The sequence below is a fragment of the Streptomyces sp. NPDC047042 genome (genome assembly GCF_040644035.1).
GTDB lineage: Bacteria > Actinomycetota > Actinomycetes > Streptomycetales > Streptomycetaceae > Streptomyces.
On record NZ_JBEYVP010000027.1, the window covers coordinates 118,205 to 135,882 of the forward strand.

17 protein-coding genes are annotated in these 17,678 nt (G+C 72.4%); 10 read left to right on the forward strand and 7 right to left on the reverse strand.

What is annotated here, in order from left to right; all coding sequences use genetic code 11:
- Positions 1-102 precede the first annotated feature (102 nt).
- Positions 103-540 (reverse strand): hypothetical protein, encoded by a 438-nt coding sequence (locus ABZ855_RS29725; protein ID WP_319208330.1) that lies wholly within the window; start codon positions 538-540, stop codon positions 103-105.
- Between the two features lie 267 nt (positions 541-807).
- Between ABZ855_RS29725 and ABZ855_RS29730 the strand changes: the two genes are divergently transcribed.
- The 4 genes from ABZ855_RS29730 (at position 808) to fxsA (ending at position 4,920) form a co-directional block, all read left to right on the forward strand.
- Complete coding sequence (locus ABZ855_RS29730; RefSeq protein ID WP_360812001.1) at positions 808-1,248, forward strand: Lrp/AsnC family transcriptional regulator; 441 nt, start codon at positions 808-810, stop codon at positions 1,246-1,248.
- Between the two features lie 49 nt (positions 1,249-1,297).
- Positions 1,298-2,914 (forward strand): amidohydrolase, encoded by a 1,617-nt coding sequence (locus ABZ855_RS29735; protein ID WP_360812002.1) that lies wholly within the window; start codon positions 1,298-1,300, stop codon positions 2,912-2,914.
- A gap of 537 nt (positions 2,915-3,451) precedes the next feature.
- Positions 3,452-4,246, forward strand: coding sequence for a polyprenol monophosphomannose synthase (locus tag ABZ855_RS29740; protein ID WP_360812004.1), 795 nt, complete (start codon positions 3,452-3,454; stop codon positions 4,244-4,246).
- A 92-nt stretch (positions 4,247-4,338) separates the two neighbouring features.
- Positions 4,339-4,920, forward strand: coding sequence for an FxsA family membrane protein (gene fxsA / locus ABZ855_RS29745; protein ID WP_360812006.1), 582 nt, complete (start codon positions 4,339-4,341; stop codon positions 4,918-4,920).
- 156 nt (positions 4,921-5,076) lie between these two features.
- Here the strand turns inward: fxsA and ABZ855_RS29750 are convergent, their stop codons facing one another.
- From ABZ855_RS29750 to ABZ855_RS29765, 4 genes are all read right to left on the reverse strand, one after another.
- The gene (locus ABZ855_RS29750) at positions 5,077-5,451 is read right to left on the reverse strand and encodes an RNA polymerase-binding protein RbpA (RefSeq protein WP_003977404.1); all 375 of its coding nucleotides are present in this window, start codon (positions 5,449-5,451) and stop codon (positions 5,077-5,079) included.
- Between the two features lie 267 nt (positions 5,452-5,718).
- On the reverse strand, positions 5,719-7,080 hold the full coding sequence (locus tag ABZ855_RS29755) for an MFS transporter (RefSeq protein WP_360812009.1): 1,362 nt from the start codon (positions 7,078-7,080) through the stop codon (positions 5,719-5,721).
- Positions 7,081-7,123: 43 nt separating this feature from the next.
- Complete coding sequence (locus ABZ855_RS29760; RefSeq protein ID WP_360812011.1) at positions 7,124-7,891, reverse strand: glycerophosphodiester phosphodiesterase; 768 nt, start codon at positions 7,889-7,891, stop codon at positions 7,124-7,126.
- A complete protein-coding gene (locus tag ABZ855_RS29765; RefSeq protein ID WP_360812085.1) occupies positions 7,888-8,541 on the reverse strand; it encodes a hypothetical protein in 654 nt (217 codons plus the stop codon). Before ABZ855_RS29765 ends, ABZ855_RS29760 begins: the two co-directional genes overlap by 4 nt.
- A 108-nt stretch (positions 8,542-8,649) precedes the next feature.
- Here ABZ855_RS29765 and ABZ855_RS29770 point away from each other — a divergent pair, with 108 nt between their 5' ends.
- Positions 8,650-10,149: a PLP-dependent aminotransferase family protein gene (locus tag ABZ855_RS29770; protein WP_360812013.1), complete on the forward strand. Its 1,500-nt coding sequence runs from the start codon at positions 8,650-8,652 to the stop codon at positions 10,147-10,149.
- Positions 10,150-10,163: 14 nt separating this feature from the next.
- Here ABZ855_RS29770 and ABZ855_RS29775 read toward each other — a convergent pair whose 3' ends face one another.
- Positions 10,164-11,735: an ATP-binding protein gene (locus ABZ855_RS29775; RefSeq protein ID WP_360812015.1), complete on the reverse strand. Its 1,572-nt coding sequence runs from the start codon at positions 11,733-11,735 to the stop codon at positions 10,164-10,166.
- Positions 11,736-11,772: 37 nt separating this feature from the next.
- Entirely contained in the window at positions 11,773-11,967 is a 195-nt protein-coding gene (locus ABZ855_RS29780) for a hypothetical protein (protein ID WP_319208348.1), read from the reverse strand.
- Between the two features lie 246 nt (positions 11,968-12,213).
- Between ABZ855_RS29780 and ABZ855_RS29785 the strand changes: the two genes are divergently transcribed.
- The 5 genes from ABZ855_RS29785 to ABZ855_RS29805 all read left to right on the forward strand — a co-directional run bounded on the left by ABZ855_RS29785 (position 12,214) and on the right by ABZ855_RS29805 (position 17,658).
- Entirely contained in the window at positions 12,214-12,606 is a 393-nt protein-coding gene (locus tag ABZ855_RS29785; protein ID WP_319208349.1) for an ankyrin repeat domain-containing protein, read from the forward strand.
- A 301-nt stretch (positions 12,607-12,907) separates the two neighbouring features.
- Positions 12,908-14,326: a HEAT repeat domain-containing protein gene (locus ABZ855_RS29790; RefSeq protein WP_360812017.1), complete on the forward strand. Its 1,419-nt coding sequence runs from the start codon at positions 12,908-12,910 to the stop codon at positions 14,324-14,326.
- Positions 14,327-14,465: 139 nt separating this feature from the next.
- A complete protein-coding gene (locus ABZ855_RS29795; RefSeq protein WP_360812019.1) occupies positions 14,466-15,590 on the forward strand; it encodes a glycosyltransferase family 1 protein in 1,125 nt (374 codons plus the stop codon).
- Positions 15,587-16,804 (forward strand): glycosyltransferase, encoded by a 1,218-nt coding sequence (locus ABZ855_RS29800; RefSeq protein WP_360812021.1) that lies wholly within the window; start codon positions 15,587-15,589, stop codon positions 16,802-16,804. Before ABZ855_RS29795 ends, ABZ855_RS29800 begins: the two co-directional genes overlap by 4 nt.
- Entirely contained in the window at positions 16,801-17,658 is an 858-nt protein-coding gene (locus ABZ855_RS29805; protein ID WP_360812023.1) for an SGNH/GDSL hydrolase family protein, read from the forward strand. Before ABZ855_RS29800 ends, ABZ855_RS29805 begins: the two co-directional genes overlap by 4 nt.
- Positions 17,659-17,678: the final 20 nt, after the last annotated feature.

The following is a 17,678-nucleotide window of genomic DNA, read 5'->3' on the forward strand; positions in this document are numbered from 1 at the left end:
ATTCGGCCCTGCGTTCGCGACGGCACACGCGCGCACCGGAACCGCACCACGGCGGCCTGCGAGCCGTGGTGAGAGGCGGTCGGAGTGTGCGAGCGGATGCGCTCAGGCGGCGTGACGCCGCATCACGGGGACCCGCATCGGGCGCGAGCCCGGGCCGCCGACGTGCGAGAAGGGCTGGGTCCGCCAGTCGAGTCCCTGAGGGAGCGTCAACAGCAGGGCGGTGTGCTGCTCCTGGGTCTCCGCGGTCTCGTCCGCGGACCGTGCCTCCGCCGCCGCGCGACCCGTACCGGGGCAGACCGTGAGCCCGAACGGGTTCCACGGTGACGCGCACAGCGCGTGCTCCGGCAGGCTCTCCTCGTCCGCGAGCAGCGCGATGGGCTGCGCGCAGTCCGGGCAGATCACCCGGACCATCTCGAAGGTGTCGTAGTCGTCGAGTTCCTCACCGTCGAGCGCGTCGGGTTCGACGCCCTCCGGCTCGGGTTCGACCACCAACTGGGGCCTCTTGGGCGCGGTGCGACCAGGGCGCTTAAGACTCTGCATGGGTTACTCCCCCTCGGGCTGGGCCGACAAGGCAACTGCGGCCTCGGCCACAGCAAGCACTTCCCGCCCGGTCTCGGCGGTAATCACGAGACCATCACGGAGCATGTTCGAGAGCTGTGGCGTTCGTCACATGCCGTTCGCAGGTGCCTGTGGCGATGCTTTTGTCCCTCGTCCGGCCCACAGGTCACCCCCGGCACATCACGAACAGGGCATGACCTGCACCGCTCAGGTATCGGAGGAGATCAACCGCACTGTAGGTTCTGCGCCATGGAGGAGCTGGACCGACAGATCGTGCAGCTGCTCGTCAAGGACGGGCGGATGAGTTACACCGACCTGGGCAAGGCCACGGGCCTGTCCACGTCTGCCGTGCATCAGCGCGTGCGCCGGCTGGAACAGCGAGGCGTCATCCGCGGCTACGCGGCGGTCGTCGACCCGGAGGCCGTCGGGCTGCCCATGACGGCCTTCATCTCGGTGAAGCCCTTCGACCCCAGCGCCCCGGACGACATCGCGGAGCGTCTCAAGGACGTCCCGGAGATCGAGGCGTGCCACAGCGTGGCCGGGGAGGAGAACTACATCCTCAAGGTCCGCGTCGCGACCCCCCACGAGCTGGAGGAGCTGCTGGCCAGGGTGCGCACCCTCGCGGGCGTCTCGACCCGCACGACGGTGGTCCTGTCGACGCCGTACGAGGCGAGACCGCCGAAGATCTGAAACACGCCCCACGTGCGGCTCCGGCGACCGCGCACGGGAAACTGTCCCCATGAGTGAACGCCCGGCACCCCCCGCCACCGTCCTCCTGCGAGGCGGCGAAGTCCACAGTCCCGCCGACCCCTTCGCCACCGCGATGCTCGTCGAGGGCGGCCACATCGCCTGGGTCGGCTCGGAAGGCGCCGCGGACGCCGTCGCGGGCGCGGCGGACGAGGTGATCGACCTCGACGGCGCCCTCGTCACCCCGGCGTTCACCGACGCACACGTGCACACCACCGCCACCGGGCTCGCGCTCACCGGCCTCGACCTGTCCGACGCGCCCTCCCTGGACGCGGCCCTCGCCCTCGTACGCGCGTTCGCCGCCGCCCGCCCCGCCGACCGTGTCCTCCTCGGCCACGGCTGGGACGCCGCCCGCTGGCCCGGGGGACGCCCGCCGAGCCGCGCCGAACTGGACGAGGCCACCGGCGGACGCCCGCTCTACCTCAGCCGGATCGACGTCCACTCGGCGGTCGTGACGACGGCCCTGCTCGACCTGGTCCAGGGCGACACAGGCCGCTCCGACGCCCCGCTCACCGGCGACGCCCACCACAAGGTCCGGGCCGCCGCCCTCGGCGCGGTGACCCCGGCACAGCGCACCGAGGCCCAGCGGGCCGCCCTCTCGCGCGCCGCCTCGCTCGGCATCGGCTCCGTCCACGAGTGCGGGGGGCCGGAGATCTCCTCGGAGGACGACCTCACCGGGCTGCTCCGCCTCGCCGCCGGGGAACCGGGCCCGAGGGTGGTCGGCTACTGGGCGGAGCAGGGCGAGGAGGGGGTCGACAGGGCCCGCGCCCTGGGCGCCGTCGGCGCCGCCGGGGACCTGTTCGTCGACGGGGCCCTCGGCTCGCACACCGCCTGCCTGCACGAGCCGTACAGCGACGAGGCCGGCCACACCGGCACCGCCTACCTGGACACCGCCGCGGTCGCCGCGCATGTCGTCGCCTGCACCGAGGCGGGCCTCCAGGCGGGCTTCCACGCCATCGGGGACGCTGCGGTGACCTCCGTGGTCGAGGGCGTGCGCGCCGCCGCCGAGAAGGTCGGCCTGGCCCGGATCAGGGCGGCCCGGCACCGCGTCGAGCACGCCGAGATGCTCACCCCCGAAACCATCGCCGCCTTCGCCGAACTGGGCCTCACCGCGTCCGTGCAGCCCGCCTTCGACGCCCTGTGGGGAGGCGAGGACGGCATGTACGCCCAGCGTCTGGGCGCCGAGCGCGCCCGCGCCCTGAACCCCTACGCGGCCCTTCTGAAGGCAGGCGTCCCGCTCGCCCTGGGGTCCGACAGTCCCGTCACCCCGCTCGACCCCTGGGGCACCGTCCGCGCCGCCGCCTTCCACCGCACCCCGGAGCACCGCATCTCGGTCCGCGCCGCGTTCACGGCCCACACCCGCGGCGGCTGGCGGGCCGTGGGGCGCGACGACGCGGGGGTCCTGGTGCCGGGCGCGCCCGCGGACTACGCCGTGTGGCGCACCGACGCCCTGGTGGTCCAGGCTCCCGACGACCGGGTCGCCCGCTGGTCCACCGACCCCCGCTCCGGCACTCCGGGACTGCCCGATCTCACCCCGGGCACCGACCTCCCCGTCTGCCTGCGCACGGTGGTCGGCGGCCGGACGGTGTTCGTACGGCCGAGCGAGTGATCTCCCGGGGCGGCGGGGGCACGGACCGGCGTCGGCAGGCCGTCGCGCGACCTGCGTATCCTCGGCGCCGACCCGGCGATCGGGGAAAGAATCGCAGGCCAAGCCACTGTTGACAGCCGACGGCAGGCGGCCGGTAGGTTCTGCCGGGTCCACCACCGGACGCCCGACCGGGGAACCTCCGCGCAGTCGCCGCAGCGCCGCTGGGTCAGGGATGGTGTGCCGCACCGGCGCACCGTCACTGGCAGCCAGGCTCAGCGCCCGCGCCACGGCGACGGAACGTTCCACCCGGTCGGCAAGGTGTGACCCGGGTGGGGCCCGGACGTCCAGTAGACAACGGCTTTCGGTCGACCCGCAGCCAGCGGGTCCCAGGTCGGCCCGAAGGGCGCCGGGCCCCGATCCGCACCGCCCACGGGTGACGAAGCGGACTCCTTTACCCGGCTCTTGTCGAATCGACACCCCAGTACGCACGTGCCGACACGTCGGTGCAGGCGGAGGCCACTATGGTGGATGTCTGCGTACGGACTTGAAGGGGCAGCAGTGAACGACGGCGACGGGACCCTCGCGGCAGAGGCCCAGCAGCGGCGGTTCGGCCCGCTCGGCACGGCACTGGTGATCATTCCGACCTACAACGAGGCGGAGAACATCAAGAAGATCGTCGGCCGGGTGCGTGAGGCGGTTCCCGATGCCCACGTTCTCGTGGCGGACGACAACAGCCCCGACGGCACCGGCAAGCTCGCCGACGAACTGGCCGCCGATGACGAGCAGGTCCAGGTACTGCACCGCAAGGGCAAGGAAGGCCTCGGCGCCGCCTACCTCGCGGGTTTCGCGTGGGGCATGGACAACGGCTACGGCGTCCTGATCGAGATGGACGCCGACGGCTCCCACCAGCCCGAGGAACTGCCCCGTCTGCTGACCGCCCTCAAGGGCGCCGACCTGGTCCTCGGCTCCCGCTGGGTGCCCGGCGGCCGGGTGGTCAACTGGCCCAAGTCCCGCGAGTTCATCTCCCGCGGTGGCAGCCTCTACTCCCGCGTCCTGCTCGACGTACCCATCCGGGACGTCACCGGCGGCTACCGCGCCTTCCGCCGCGAGACCCTCGAAGGCCTCGGTCTCGCCGAGGTCGCCTCCCAGGGCTACTGCTTCCAGGTCGACCTGGCCCGCCGAGCCATCAGAGCCGGGTATCACGTGGTCGAGGTGCCCATCACCTTCGTGGAGCGCGAGCACGGCGATTCCAAGATGAGCCGCGACATCCTGGTCGAAGCGCTGTGGCGGGTCACGACGTGGGGTGTGGGGGAGCGGGTGAACAGGGCCCGCGGCAAGACCTGGAAGCCCTAGCCGCCCTGACCCCGGGCATTCCCGTACGGCTCACCAGTCCTGTCGATCATCCTCTTATCCTGTACTGAGCGCGGCCCAGGCACACTGGACGCATGACGACTGGCGTTCCGACCCCCACCTACCCCGCCCGGCCGCGGCGTTCCCGGCTGCGCACGTTCCTGCCGCTGGGCATCGCCGCCTGGCTGGTGCTGGAGATCTGGCTGCTGACCGTGGTCGCCGGCGCGGCGAGCGGCTACCTGGTCTTCGTGCTCCTGGTCGCCGGTCTCGTGTTCGGCTCCGTGGTCATCAAGCGGGCCGGCCGCCGAGCCTTCCGCAAGCTCACCGAGACGCTGCAACAGCAGCAGGGCGGCATGCCCGTGGCCGACACGGCGCGTCCCGGCGGCAGCGAGGGCAACGGGCTGCTGATGCTCGGCGGCCTGCTGCTGATGCTGCCCGGGCTGATCTCGGACGCGGTGGGCCTGCTTCTGCTGGTCCCCCCGATCCAGCGGGCGATCAGCCGCTACGCGGAACGCACCTTCGAACGCAAACTGCGGGAGGCGACCCCCGGCACCCTGGGTGACGCCTTCCAGCGGGCGAGGATCCACCGCCCGGACGGCAAGGTGGTCCAGGGCGAGGTCATCCGGGAGGACGGCACGGCCACGCCGGAGGACCGCCGCCCGCCGCTGAGCGGCTGATCGCCCGAGGGGTGGGCGCCGAGCTTTCCTGCTCGGCGCCCACCCCTCACCTCATCCACCACGAAAACGCGAAACCGCGGGCACCGTACGCAGAACTCACGTACGGCGCCCGCGGTGTCACGCGTGCGTTGTATGCCGCCCAGCCCCCTGACAGGACTACGCGGACTTGCGGCTGTCCCGCGGATGTACCGCGATGTTCATCGCTCCGGAGCGGAGAACGGCCAGTCGCTCCTCGAGGACCTCTTCGAGTTCCTCTCGGGTGCGCCGCTCCATCAGCATGTCCCAATGCGTACGCGCGGGCTTGGCCTTCTTCTCCTCAGGGCCGTCACCGTCCACGAGGAGTGCCTGGGCCCCGCAGACCTTGCACTCCCACTCCGGCGGAATTTCGGCCTCCACCGAGAAGGGCATCTCAAACCGGTGCCCCTTCTCGCATGCGTACTCCACGGCCTGGCGCGGGGCCAGGTCGATGCCGCGGTCCGTCTCATAGCTGGTCACTACAAGGCGTGTGCCGCGAAGAGCTCGCTCACTCATGAATCGTGCCTCCCGGGCTTGTCGCCCACAGGACAGGTGTCGCTGTCGTCGTCATCCGGTCAACGTCCGGTCGGCGGTAAAGATTCCCGTCCCGTGTCCCGTTTCGGGTCATGCGTCGCCGTCGTAGCCGCCCCTTGTTGTACCCACCAGCGCCCGGTTTGTCACATCTGCAAGCAGATATCACCCAGCGTTTCGTCATCTTTGACGCGCAGTAACGGTCCGCCTGGCAGGCCAACGGCGTACACTACCGCTCTTTGGCCACGGATGCTAAATCCTTTCGGGAACCGGATTGCCCGCGTCGCGGATCGCCCGCCGCACCGGGACTCGCGCCAGCAGTGCGAAGCCGATGACGAAGAAGGCCACCAGCGAGATGATCGCGTCCCGGTAGCTTCCGGTCAGCTGGTAGGTGATCCCGAACAGCAGCGGGCCGAGCCAGCTCATGCCGCGGTCGCTCATCTCGTACGCCGAGAAGTACTCGGCCTCCTTGCCGGGCGGCACCAGATGGGAGAACAGCGACCGGGACAGCGCCTGGCTGCCGCCGAGGACCAGGCCGATCCCGGCGGCCAGCACGAAGAACCAGACAGGCGCGCCGGCCGGCAGGAAATACCCCGCCGCCAGCGTCACCGTCCACGCCACCAGTGATCCGAGAATCGTCCGCTTGGCCCCGTACACGCGGGCCAGCCGGCCCATGCCCAGTGCCCCCGCCACCGCCAGCACCTGCACCAGCAGGACCGCCCCGATGAGGGTGGACTGGCCGAGCCCGAGCTCCTCCGAGCCGTACACCGACGCCTGGGAGATCACGGTCTGGATGCCGTCGTTGTAGACGAGGTAGGCGAGGAGGAAGGCGAGGGTGAGCGGATGGCGGCGCATGTCGCGGACCGTCGCCGCGAGCTGCCGCAGCCCCGGGGAGGTGGCCTCCTTCGCGGGGCCGCCCTCGGAGGCTGCCCGGCGGTCGCGGAGTCTGCGCAGGGGTACGAGGGTGAAGGCGCCCCACCACAGTCCCGCCGAGGCCAGACAGATGCGGACGGCCATGCCCTCCGAGAGGCCGAAGGAATCGTGGGCCGTGTACAGCACCAGGTTGACGACGAGGACCAGTGAGCCCGCCGCGTAACCGAACGCCCAGCCGCGCGAGGAGACCGCGTCGCGTTCCTCGACCGTGGCGATCTGGGGAAGGTAGGAGTTGTAGAGCATCATCGACACGGACAGGGCCGCGTTGGCGACGATCAGCAGCAGCCCGCCGAGCAGATAGCGGTCGCCGCCGAGGAAGAACAGACCCGTTGTCGCCGTGGCTCCCACATACGCGGCGGCTCCCAGGAGGGGCTTCTTGCGGCCGGTGCGGTCCGCCGCCGCACCCACGACAGGCATGACGAGCACGGCCACGATGATCGACAGGGACACCGAGTACGCGAAGAACGACCCGGCGCGGACCGGTATGCCCAGCGGATGCACGAACCCGTCCGCGTCGGCCGCCTCCTCGGCGACCGAGGTCAGATAGGGCCCTAGGAACACGGTGAGCACGCTCGTCGAGTAGACGGAGCACGCCCAGTCGTAGAAGTACCAGCCGCGCTGTTCGCGCCGGCGCCCGGCGGCCTCGTCGGCCGCCTCGTTCCGCACGGTGTCGGTGCCCACCCGTGCCCCTCGCTTTCCCCGTGGAGATGGTGCGCCCGGGGAGTCAGAACCAGGTGCCCCGGTCCTCCAGTACCTTGCGCAACGTGTCGATGTGATCGGTCATGATGCCATCGACCCCGAGATCCAGGAGCCGGTGCATGCGTTCGGGATCGTTCACCGTCCACACATGGACGTGCAGCCCGCGCGCGTGGGCGGTGCGCACGAAGCCGCGGTCGACCACCGGGATGCCCGACTGCCGCTGAGGGACCTGCGCGGCGATCGCGGACCGGCGCACCGCCACGGGCAGGCCCCAGGAGCGCAGCCGCAGGTTGAGAACGCCCCGGGTGCCGTACGAGGTCGCCAGGCGTGGACCGGCGAGCCGCTGCGCCCGCACCACCCGGGCCTCGGAGAAGGACCCGACGCAGATCCGGTCCCAGCAGCCGGTGCGCTCGATCAGATCCAGGAGCGGGCGCAGCGCGGGCTCGGCCTTGACGTCGACGTTCCAGCGCGCCTCGGGGAAGGCTTCGAGCAGGTCCTCGAAGAGGGGTATCCGCTCACTGCCCGCCACGCGCGCGTGCCGTACCTCGGACCACGGGAGATCCGCGATCAGGCCGCCGCCGTCGGTCACCCGGTCCAGCGTCGAGTCGTGGAAGGCGACGAGTTTTCCGTCCGCCGTGCGGTGCACATCGGTCTCCAGATAGCGGTAGCCCGCCTCGACCGCCCGCCGGAACTGGAACATCGTGTTCTCCAGCCCGTCCGCCGCCCCGCCCCGATGGGCGAAGGGGATGGGGCCGGGATGGTCGAGGTAGGGGTGGCGTATCCGCGTGGTCACGGTCGCAGTATCGCCCCCGCCGGTTGACCGGCGGCAACGACCGGGCTGCCGTCCGATGCCGCCGGAACGGCGAACACCCGCAGGAACAGCTGGGCCAGCGGTCCGATCGCCACCGCGTACAGCACCGTGCCGATGCCCACCGTGCCGCCCAGGGCGAATCCCGTGGCCACCACCGCCAGCTCGATCGCCGTACGGACGAGCCTGATCGAGCGGCCGGTGCGCCGGTGCAGGCCGGTCATCAGGCCGTCGCGGGGGCCCGGGCCGAAGCTCGCCGCGATGTACAGGCCGGTGGCCACGCCGTTGAGGACGATGCCCGCCACCAGGAGCGGGACGCGCGCGGCGAGGCCGTGTGCGTCGGGGACCAGGGCGAGCGTGCCGTCCATGGCCAGGCCGACGACGAAGACGTTCGAGACCGTGCCGAGCCCCGGGCGCTGGCGCAGCGGGATCCACAGCAACAGCACGGCGGCACCCACGAAGATCGACACGACCCCGATCGTCAGCCCGGTCAGTTCGGCCAGTCCCTGGTGGAGCACGCCCCACGGCTCGAGGCCCAGGCCCGACTCGACGAGCAGGGCCGAGCTGGCGCCGTACAGCGCGAGACCCGTATAGAGCTGGACCAGCCGTCTGCCGAGACGATCCGGCACTGACAATGAACTCACGAGCTGCCCCCTGTGGTGGTAGTGGCCTGGCACATGACACCCTGTGGCTTGGGATCGGACCGTATCCATGGCCAATTCGGGGAAGGTGGACTGATCTGCATGGTGCAGTGGACTTCGGCGGTGGGTACCGCGCAGCTCGCCCGGCTGCTCACCTCCCAGCAGGACCGCCCCGCGGGTCCCGGCACCCGCCGACCGGCCGCCTACCGTTCCCTCGCCGACGGCATCCGGCTGCTGGTGCTGGAAGGCCGGGTCCCGGTCGCCGCCCGCCTGCCCGCAGAACGCGAACTGGCCCTCTCCCTCTCGGTCAGCCGTACGACGGTCGCCGCGGCCTACGAGGCGCTGCGCGCCGAGGGCTTTCTGGAGTCCCGGCGCGGCGCGGGCAGCTGGACCGCCGTCCCCGCGGGCAACCCGCTTCCCGCGCGCGGGCTGGAACCGCTGCCTCCCGAGGCACTCGGCTCGGTGATCGACCTCGGTACTGCTGCCCTGCCCGCGCCCGAGCCCTGGCTCACCCGTGCCGTCCAGGGTGCCCTGGAGGAACTGCCTCCGTACGCGCACACGCACGGCGACTACCCGGCCGGGCTGCCCGCGCTGCGCGCGATGATCGCCGAGCGGTACACCGCGCGCGGGATCCCCACCATGCCCGAACAGATCATGGTGACCACCGGGGCCATGGGCGCCATCGACGCGATCTGTCATCTGTTCTCCGGCCGGGGCGAGCGCATCGCCGTGGAGTCGCCCTCGTACGCCAACATCCTGCAGTTGATGCGGGAGGCGGGCGCCCGGCTCGTGCCCGTCGCGATGGCCGAGGGGCTCGCCGGCTGGGACCTGGACCGCTGGCGCCAGGTGCTGCGTGAGGCCGCGCCCCGGATCGCGTACGTCGTCGCCGACTTCCACAACCCCACCGGCGCGCTCGCCGACGAGGACCAGCGGCGGCAACTCGTGGAGGCGGCCCGGTCGGCCGGCACGGTGCTCGTCGCCGACGAGACGATGACCGAGCTGTGGCTGGACCCGGATGTCGAGATGCCCCGCCAGGTGTGCGGCTTCGACCCCGCGGGATCGACGGTCATCACCGTGGGGTCGGCCAGCAAGGCCTTCTGGGCCGGAATGCGCATCGGCTGGGTACGGGCGGCTCCTGACGTGATCCGCAGCCTCGTCGCCGCGCGTGCCTACGCGGACCTGGGCACGCCCGTGCTCGAACAACTGGCCATCAACTGGTTGCTGAGCGGCGGTGGTTGGGAGCAGGCGGTCGCGATGCGGCGCGAACAGGCCCGGGACAATCGGGACGCGCTGGTCGCGGCGGTCCGGCGGGAGCTGCCGGACTGGGAGTTCACGGTGCCCAGGGGCGGGCTCACCCTGTGGGTCCGTACGGGTGGGCTGTCGGGGTCGCGGCTCGCCGAGGTGGGGGAACGGGTGGGGGTGCGGGTGCCCTCGGGGCCGAGGTTCGGGGTCGACGGCGCGTTCGAGGGGTATGTGCGGCTGCCGTTCACAGTCGGGGGAGCGGTGGCCGACGAGGCGGCTGTTCGCCTGGCCGCCGCCGCCCGGATCGTGGCGAGCGGGGGGTCGGGGGGCGCCGAGTCGCCTCGTACCTTCGTGGCCTGAGCGGCGGGCGCGGCTCAGGCCACGGGCTCCTGCGCCTGTTCTTGCTCCTGTTCCTGTTCCTGTTTGACGAGTGTCTGAGACGACCGTGGCGGCAGCAGCTCCAGCACCGCCTGGCGCTGTGTGTCGCTCGTCGCGTCGTCGTGGGGGTCCGGGGTGGCCGGGACCTGGAGGCGGTGGACCGGGCCGGTGCCCAGCCGGGCGTAGCCACGGCCCGGGGGCATGACCGCGACCGGTGTCGTATGCGGGCGGGCGCCCAGGACCGCCTCGACCTGAGCGGGGGCGACGGGGCCGAGGACGACACGCGCGCGCGTGTGCTGGCGTACGGCGTCGCTCAGGATGTCCGCGCTGTCGAACTGCTCCGCCACCACGACCGTGACGTTCGCCGCCCGGCCGTGCCGCAGGGGGACCTCGAGCGCGGACTGGGGATCGGCGTGACCGTCGGCGGCGGCCAGGTGGGCGAGGGTGCCGGGGCGGTCGAGGAACAGCCAGAGCGGGCGTCGGGTGTCGTCGGGGAGCGGCTGACCGGCCTGGCGGGCGCGGTTGGCCGCGATCAGCCGCCGTTCCGTCTCCTGGGCGGCCCATTCGAGGCTGGCGAGGGCTCCGGACGGGGCGCACTCGATGGCCAGCACGCCGTCACGTCCGGTCAGGCACGCGTACTCGCCGGTGCCGCTGCCGTCGACGATCACGATGTCGCCGTACTGCAGCGCCTGGAGGGCGATCGAGCGCAGGAGTGTCGTGGTGCCGGTGCCGGGTTCGCCCAGCACCAGAAGGTGCGGTTCGGTGGAGCGCGGCCCGGTGCGCCAGACGACCGGCGGGACGTCGCGCCGCTCCTCGCCGTGGCTGAGGGGGAGCGTGCGCTGTACCTGGGTGGGGTCGGTGAAGCCGAGGACCGTCTCGCCGGGGGACGTGACGAAGCGCTGCGCGGCGATGTCGGTCGGGAGGGGCGGCAGGACGGTGACCGCCAGCTGGTTGCCCTCCTCGTCCCACGCGAAGTGGTACTCGCGGCCCCGGCCCGCCTTGGCGTGCAGCAGCTGCTCGATCCGCGCCCGGGAGGCGGCCTCGCCGTCGGTGAAGTACGCCGGGTAGCGCACGGTCAGGTGCGAGAGGCGGCCGGTGTCGTCGAACTCGTATGCGGGGAACGTTTTCTCCCAGTCGCCCCCGTGGGCGTAGAGGGGATCGGGGTCGTCCGGGGTCGAGAAGTAGGGGACCAGCGCCTCGTACAGGGACTGGAGGCGCTCGGTCTGGGACTCGTCGGGGCCTTCCGGCTCGGAGGGCGCGCGGTCCCGGCCGTGCCAGGCCGCTGCCGCCATCACCGAGATGACGGAGAGCAGCGGCCCGTAGGGCAGGAGGGCCACGACGAGGACCATCGAGGCCGTCATGAACAGCAGGGGCCCGCGCTTGTCCTTGGGCGTCTCGGCCCACCTGCGCCGTCCGGCCGCGGCCAGTCGGCGAAGCCCCCGGCTGATCGTGATCAGCGGGTGCAGGACGTCGGTCGCACTGTCGGCCGCGGTCCGGGCCAGCTCCCGGCTCCGGGCGATCTGTGCGCTGCCGTTGCTCAGGATGCGGGGGAGGGGGCGCCGGGCCACTGCTGTCTCCTGGGTGTGCGTGCGGGCTAGGGGGACGTCAGAACTTGATTCCGCCGAGCAGGCTGGCCAGGCTCTCGCCGCCGGCCTTGATGCTCGGCGCGATGCCGGTGCTCGCGAGGTAGAAGCCGAACAGCGCCGCGATGAAGGCGTGCGATCCCTTGAGGCCGTCCTTCTTGAAGAAGAGGAAGACGATGATGCCGAGCAGAACGACGCCTGAGATGGAGAGGATCATGAGGATCTCCTGGTGTGGTGGGGACAGTCACCATGAGTTCTTCCAGGATCACTGCATGTATCCATACGATAAAAGGTGCAATCGGGTGTAATTCGGCGAATTTCACTCGGGTGGTGGACCTGTTTGGCGCCATTCGACGCCATTTGGGTGTGCTGATCTTTGCCGCTGACGTGTCGGGTCATGTGCCCGTCGAACCAGTACGCTTTCGATTCACCCGTACGGTTGTAACGAGAGGTGGTCCCGCCGATGAGCGAAGCCCCCGACCCCGAGGTCGTGGAGCTGGCGACCAAGATCTTCGATCTGGCCCGGAAGGGACAGACCGAGGCGCTCGTGGCCTACGTCGACGCCGGCGTCCCGGCCGACCTCACCAACGACCGCGGTGACTCCCTGGTGATGCTCGCCGCCTACCACGGCCACGCGGACGCGGTCCGGGCGCTCCTCGCGCGCGGTGCCGACGGGGACCGGGTGAACGACCGGGGTCAGACCCCCCTCGCGGGGGCCGTTTTCAAGGGTGCGCAGGACGTGATCCAGGCTCTCCTGGAGAGCGGCGCCAACCCGGCCGCGGGCATGCCCTCGGCCGTCGACACCGCCAGGATGTTCGGCAAGACGGAACTGTTGGAGCTGTTCGGCGTGCACTGAGCCGTACACATCGACCAGCAAGAACACGGAAAACGGGGGAGGCGGAACGGGGCCGCCGGAAATACGGTCGCGGCAGCTTGAACAGCCGGGTCATCATGACGTCGTGATTCACGGACGCGATGGCTGGGCAGATGTTGCCGCACCGCGCGGGCCGTGAGGCGGTCCGCATGGGCCCACCTACGAGAGGCAGAGGAAGATGGTCTACAGCAAGCAGGAAACGGCGGGCGCCCCGACGTGTTGTCACGCGGCCAGGTAAAGCAAGATCCCGGTTGCGTCGACGCTTGATGTGAGGCTGTTTCCCATGTTCGATCCGGTCATAGCGCCCAGCGGTACGCTGCTCGGCCTGCTCCAGAGGGGCCGCGGCGACGGCACGCTGCACGCGCTCACCGCACCGCGGGCCGACGCGCTCGCGGCGCTGAACCAGTGTGTGCTCCGCGATCCCCGCCACGACTGGCAGGTGGAGAACCGCTCCCTTTACTACGCCCGTCTCTATGTCGACCTCCACGGCGAGCTCGACGAGATCGAGGCCCATCTCTTCGACGCCGAGGACGTCCTCGACACCGACGAGTCACGCACCGGCCTCGCCCTCGCGGTCCTCGGGCACCTCGCCTCCTACGGCAGGCGGGACGCGCTCGAACTGCTGCGCAGGTACGCCGCCACCGGCACCGGCTGGGCCTGGGCGCTGGACGAACTGGCGCTCAGGGACGACGACGCGGGGCTGCGCGCCCTCGCCGCCCCGGTACTGGCACGCTTCGCCACCGACGCGGAGGGCGAGGCCGAACTGGCCGCCGCCGTGCGGGACGCCTTCGAGCCCCGGCCCTGGCGACTGTGGGCCGACGATCCGCGCGAATCGATCTCCACGCGGGTGCGTGCCGCTCAGGAGACCGGCTGTTTCGACCGCTGGCAACGCCAGATGCGGCCGACCGGGCCCCGCCCGGGCTGGAGCGTGCAGGCCGTCTTCGAGTGGGCCCAGCAGGGCATCGACCGCGGCGCCGTGCTGCACGTGCCCGCCGCGCGCTGCCTGACGGCTGTGGCGGGCCCCGAGGACCGCCCCCAGATCGTGGCGGCGGCCCGCAGCGGTGGCGACGGCGCTCGGTGTACGGCCCTTCGTTATCTCGCGGACGGCAACGATCCCGAGGCCCTCGAGCTGATCGAGGGCGCGGTGTCCGACGGATCGACAGCCGTCGTGGAAGCCGCCGTCGACGCGTTCGAACGTATGCGCAGTATCGCGGCCGTCGACCGCGCGCGCGGGTGGGTCCACCGGCCCGACCCCCTGGGAGCCGCCGCCGGCCGGATGCTCGCCTGCCTCGGGGGCACCCGGGACAGCGACCTCGTCCTCGGCGCGATCCGGGAGGCCGTACGGGGCGAGGGGCCCGACGCGCCGACCCTGTGGACCCTCGTGGACGGGGCGGGACGGCTCGGCATCGTCTGCGCGGCCCCCGTACTGCGCCACATCTACCGCGAGACCGCCTCGTCCCATCTGCGCGGCCGGGCCGCCCGGGCCCTCGCCGCCACCGACCCCTCCTTCGCCGCGGGCTTCGCCGTCGAGTGCCTGTGGGACTGCGAGGAGACCACCCGCGAGGTCGCCGCCCGGCACGCCGAGACCGGTGACGCCAGGGTCGTCGACCAGTTGCGCCGACTCGCCGCCGACCCGGCCGAGGAGGCCGAGGTCCAGACAGCCGTACGAAGCCGGATCGGGCCCGACAGCACCGCCGTATGAACGGGGGATGACCCGCGCATCAGGAGCGTGTGGACGCGCGCCGACCTGCGAGGGGGCGGTGCGCAACGCTCATGGGACGTTCCCCGGCCGGAAAGATCGACGTTGACGCGGGCACGTCCAGCACGGCGACAACACCCTTATGCGTGTCGTCATCGTGACCGAATCCTTTCCCCCCGATGTGAACGGCGTGGCCCACTGCGCGCTCCAGACCGCCCGGCACCTCGTCGATCGCGGTCACGTTCCCCTCGTCGTCGCCCCGGCCACCGCCGCCGGGAACGGGCCCGACGCCTCGGCGCCGTGCCCCGTCGTCCGTGTCCCCTCCCTACCGCTCCCCGGCTACCCCCAGGTCCGCGTCGCCCTCCCCAGCCGACGCGTCGCCGCCGCGATCACCGAGCACCGCGCGGACATCGTCCACCTGGCGAGCCCCTTCGTCCTCGGCGTACGCGGCATGGCCGCCGCCGCCCGGCTCGGTATCCCCGCCGTGGCCGTCTACCAGACCGACCTGGCCGGATACGCCCGCACCTACGTCCACGCGGGTGAGGCCGCCGCCTGGCGGCGCATCCGCTCCGTCCACGCCGCCGCCGACCTCACCCTCGCTCCGTCCAGCGCGGCCCTGGACGACCTGGAGTCGCACGGCGTGCCCCGGGTGAAGCTGTGGCAGCGCGGAGTGGACACCGTGCGGTTCCGCCCCGAACTCCGGGACGAGGCCATCCGCCGTGAACTCGCCCCGAACGGTGAACTGATCGTCGGCTACGTCGGCCGGCTCGCTCCCGAGAAGCAGGTTGAACTCCTCGCCGGGGTCTGCGCCCTGGACGGCGTACGCGTCGTCGTCGTGGGCGACGGACCCAGCGAGCCGGGGCTGCGCGAACAACTGCCGGGCGCGGTCTTCCTCGGCCGCCGCACCGGCGACGAACTCGCCCGGATCTTCGCCTCGCTGGACGTCTTCGCGCACACCGGCCCGTTCGAGACCTTCTGCCAGACCGTGCAGGAGGCCATGGCGAGCGGTGTCCCGGTCGTCGCACCCGCCGCCGGCGGACCGCTGGACCTGGTCGCCCACGGGCGAACCGGGCTGCTCGTCCCGCCGCGCGACGCGGCCGCCGTCCGGGACGCGGTGTGGTCCCTGGCACGCGACCCGGGCCTGCGGGCCGCGTACGGCGCCGCCGCCCGGGCCGTGGTCGAGAACCGCACCTGGGCGGCCGTCGGCGACCAGCTCGTCGGGCACTACGCCGACATCCTCACCGCGCGGACGGCGGTGGCCGCGTGAACGGCGAGGGCCGGCCCGCACCCGGCACGAGCGGACCGCTGCGCATCGTCCGGCTGGCGAACTTCGTCGCCCCCGCCTCGGGCGGACTGCGTACCGCGCTGCGCGAACTGGGCGCCGGATACCGCGCCGCCGGACACGAACCCGTCCTGATCGTGCCCGGTGAACGGGAGAGCGACCGCGACACCGAACAGGGGCGCGTGATCACCCTGCCGGGCCCGCTGCTGCCCGGCACCGGCGGCTACCGCGTCCTCACCGACAAGCGGCGCGTCGCCGCCGTACTGGAGGAACTCGCGCCGGACCGCCTCGAGGTGTCCGACCGGACGACCCTGCGATGGACCGGCCGGTGGGCGCGCCGGGCCCGCGTCCCCGCCGTGATGGTCTCCCACGAGACCGCCGACGGCGTCCTGCGCACCTGGGGCCTGCCCGAGAACCTCTCCCGGCGCGCCGCCGACGCCCTCAACGTCCGCACGGCACACACCTACGCGCGCGTGGTGTGCACCACCGAGTTCGCCGAGCGGGAGTTCGTGCGGATCGGCGCCCGCAATGTCGTACGGGCCCCGCTGGGCGTCGACCTGGTCCGGCGGCACCCGTCGCTGCGGGACCAGGCGCTGCGGGCCGCGCACGCGCGCGGGGACGAGACGCTCCTCGTGCTGTGCTCCCGGCTGTCCGTCGAGAAGCGGCCCGGTACGGCCCTGGACGCCCTGGAGGCGATGCTGCGGCGCGGACAGCGGGCCCGGCTGGTGGTGGCCGGGGACGGGCCGCTGCGGGCCCGTATGGAACAGCGGGCGCGCGAGCGGGGACTACCGGTCGCCTTCCTCGGACACGTCGCCGACCGGGCACTGCTGGGCGGGCTCCAGGCGTCCGCCGACGTGTGCCTGGCGCCCGGACCGGCGGAGACGTTCGGGCTCGCCGCGCTGGAGGCGATGGCCTGCGGGACCCCCGTGGTCGTCAGCGCGTCCTCCGCGCTGCCCGAGGTGATCGGGTCCGCCGGGGCCGTCGCGGCCGACGACGGCGAGGCCTTCGCGGACGCCGTACGGCTGCTGCTGGAGCGGCCCGAGCGGGAGCGCCGGGAGAGCGCACGCGCGCGTGCGGAGTGCTTCGGCTGGCCCGCCGCCGTCGAGGCGTTCCTCGCGGCACACGACGCGACGGTGCTGTCCGCCGGTGATGCGCCCGGGCAACGCGTGCGGCCCGTCGTACCGGAGGGCGTCGGATGAGACCGCTGCGGTTCGTGGCGCTCGGCGACTCGCTGACCGAGGGTGTCGGCGATCCCGTGGACGGCGGGTGGCGCGGCTGGGCCGCGCTGCTCGCCGGCGGGTTCGGCGACACACCGGTGGAGTTCGTCAACCTCGCGGTCAGCGGGGCGCGGACACGCGAGGTGCTGGAACTGCAGACGCCGGTCGGGCTCGACCTGGAACCGGACGTCGTCTCGGTCGTCATCGGCGTGAACGACACCCTGCGCCGCACCTTCGACATCCACGCGGTGGCCGCCCGGCTGGACGAGGTGTACGCGGGCTTCACCGAGCGGGGCACCCTCCTGCTCACGGCGTGCCTGCCCGACCCCGGGGCGATGCTGGGGCTGCCCGGTGTCCTGGCGAACCCGCTGGCCCGGCGGCAGCGGGCGGTCAACGCGGTCGTCCACGCGCTGTCCGAGCGGTACGGGGCCGTGCATCTGCACGCCGCCGAGGGTGAGTGGCTCAGCGGGCGCGAGATGTGGAGCGCGGACCGGCTGCACCCGGGCGAGCGGGGACACCGTCAGCTCGCGATCCGCTTCCACGCGCTCCTCGCGGAGGCGGGCGTCACGGCCGGGCCGGGTCCGTCGGCCGCACCGGAACGGCCCGCGCCCGGCCGGTCGGCGACCCTGCGATGGATGGCCACCGCGGGTACGGGCTGGGTGGCGCGGCGGTGCACCGACCTGCTGCCGCAGCTCCTCCGGCTCGCCGCCCAGGAGCTCCGCCACCGCGCGCGGGGCACCAGCGCCCGCCTCGACCTGGGGGCGACCCACGCCGTGGCGGCCGCCCTGGCCGCCCTGTCGGTGGCGGAGCACCGGGCGGAGCCGGACGTGGCGTAGGGCGCGTCCGGCGGAGTGAG

Coding starts and splice junctions, on each gene's coding strand:
- ABZ855_RS29725 (WP_319208330.1), bottom strand. CDS start 540: ATGCAGAGTCTTAAGCGCCCTGGTCGCACCGCGCCCAAGAGGCCCCAG.
- ABZ855_RS29730 (WP_360812001.1), top strand. CDS start 808: ATGGAGGAGCTGGACCGACAGATCGTGCAGCTGCTCGTCAAGGACGGG.
- ABZ855_RS29735 (WP_360812002.1), top strand. CDS start 1,298: ATGAGTGAACGCCCGGCACCCCCCGCCACCGTCCTCCTGCGAGGCGGC.
- fxsA (WP_360812006.1), top strand. CDS start 4,339: ATGACGACTGGCGTTCCGACCCCCACCTACCCCGCCCGGCCGCGGCGT.
- ABZ855_RS29750 (WP_003977404.1), bottom strand. CDS start 5,451: ATGAGTGAGCGAGCTCTTCGCGGCACACGCCTTGTAGTGACCAGCTAT.
- ABZ855_RS29770 (WP_360812013.1), top strand. CDS start 8,650: ATGGTGCAGTGGACTTCGGCGGTGGGTACCGCGCAGCTCGCCCGGCTG.
- ABZ855_RS29780 (WP_319208348.1), bottom strand. CDS start 11,967: ATGATCCTCTCCATCTCAGGCGTCGTTCTGCTCGGCATCATCGTCTTC.
- ABZ855_RS29785 (WP_319208349.1), top strand. CDS start 12,214: ATGAGCGAAGCCCCCGACCCCGAGGTCGTGGAGCTGGCGACCAAGATC.
- ABZ855_RS29790 (WP_360812017.1), top strand. CDS start 12,908: ATGTTCGATCCGGTCATAGCGCCCAGCGGTACGCTGCTCGGCCTGCTC.
- ABZ855_RS29795 (WP_360812019.1), top strand. CDS start 14,466: ATGCGTGTCGTCATCGTGACCGAATCCTTTCCCCCCGATGTGAACGGC.
- ABZ855_RS29805 (WP_360812023.1), top strand. CDS start 16,801: ATGAGACCGCTGCGGTTCGTGGCGCTCGGCGACTCGCTGACCGAGGGT.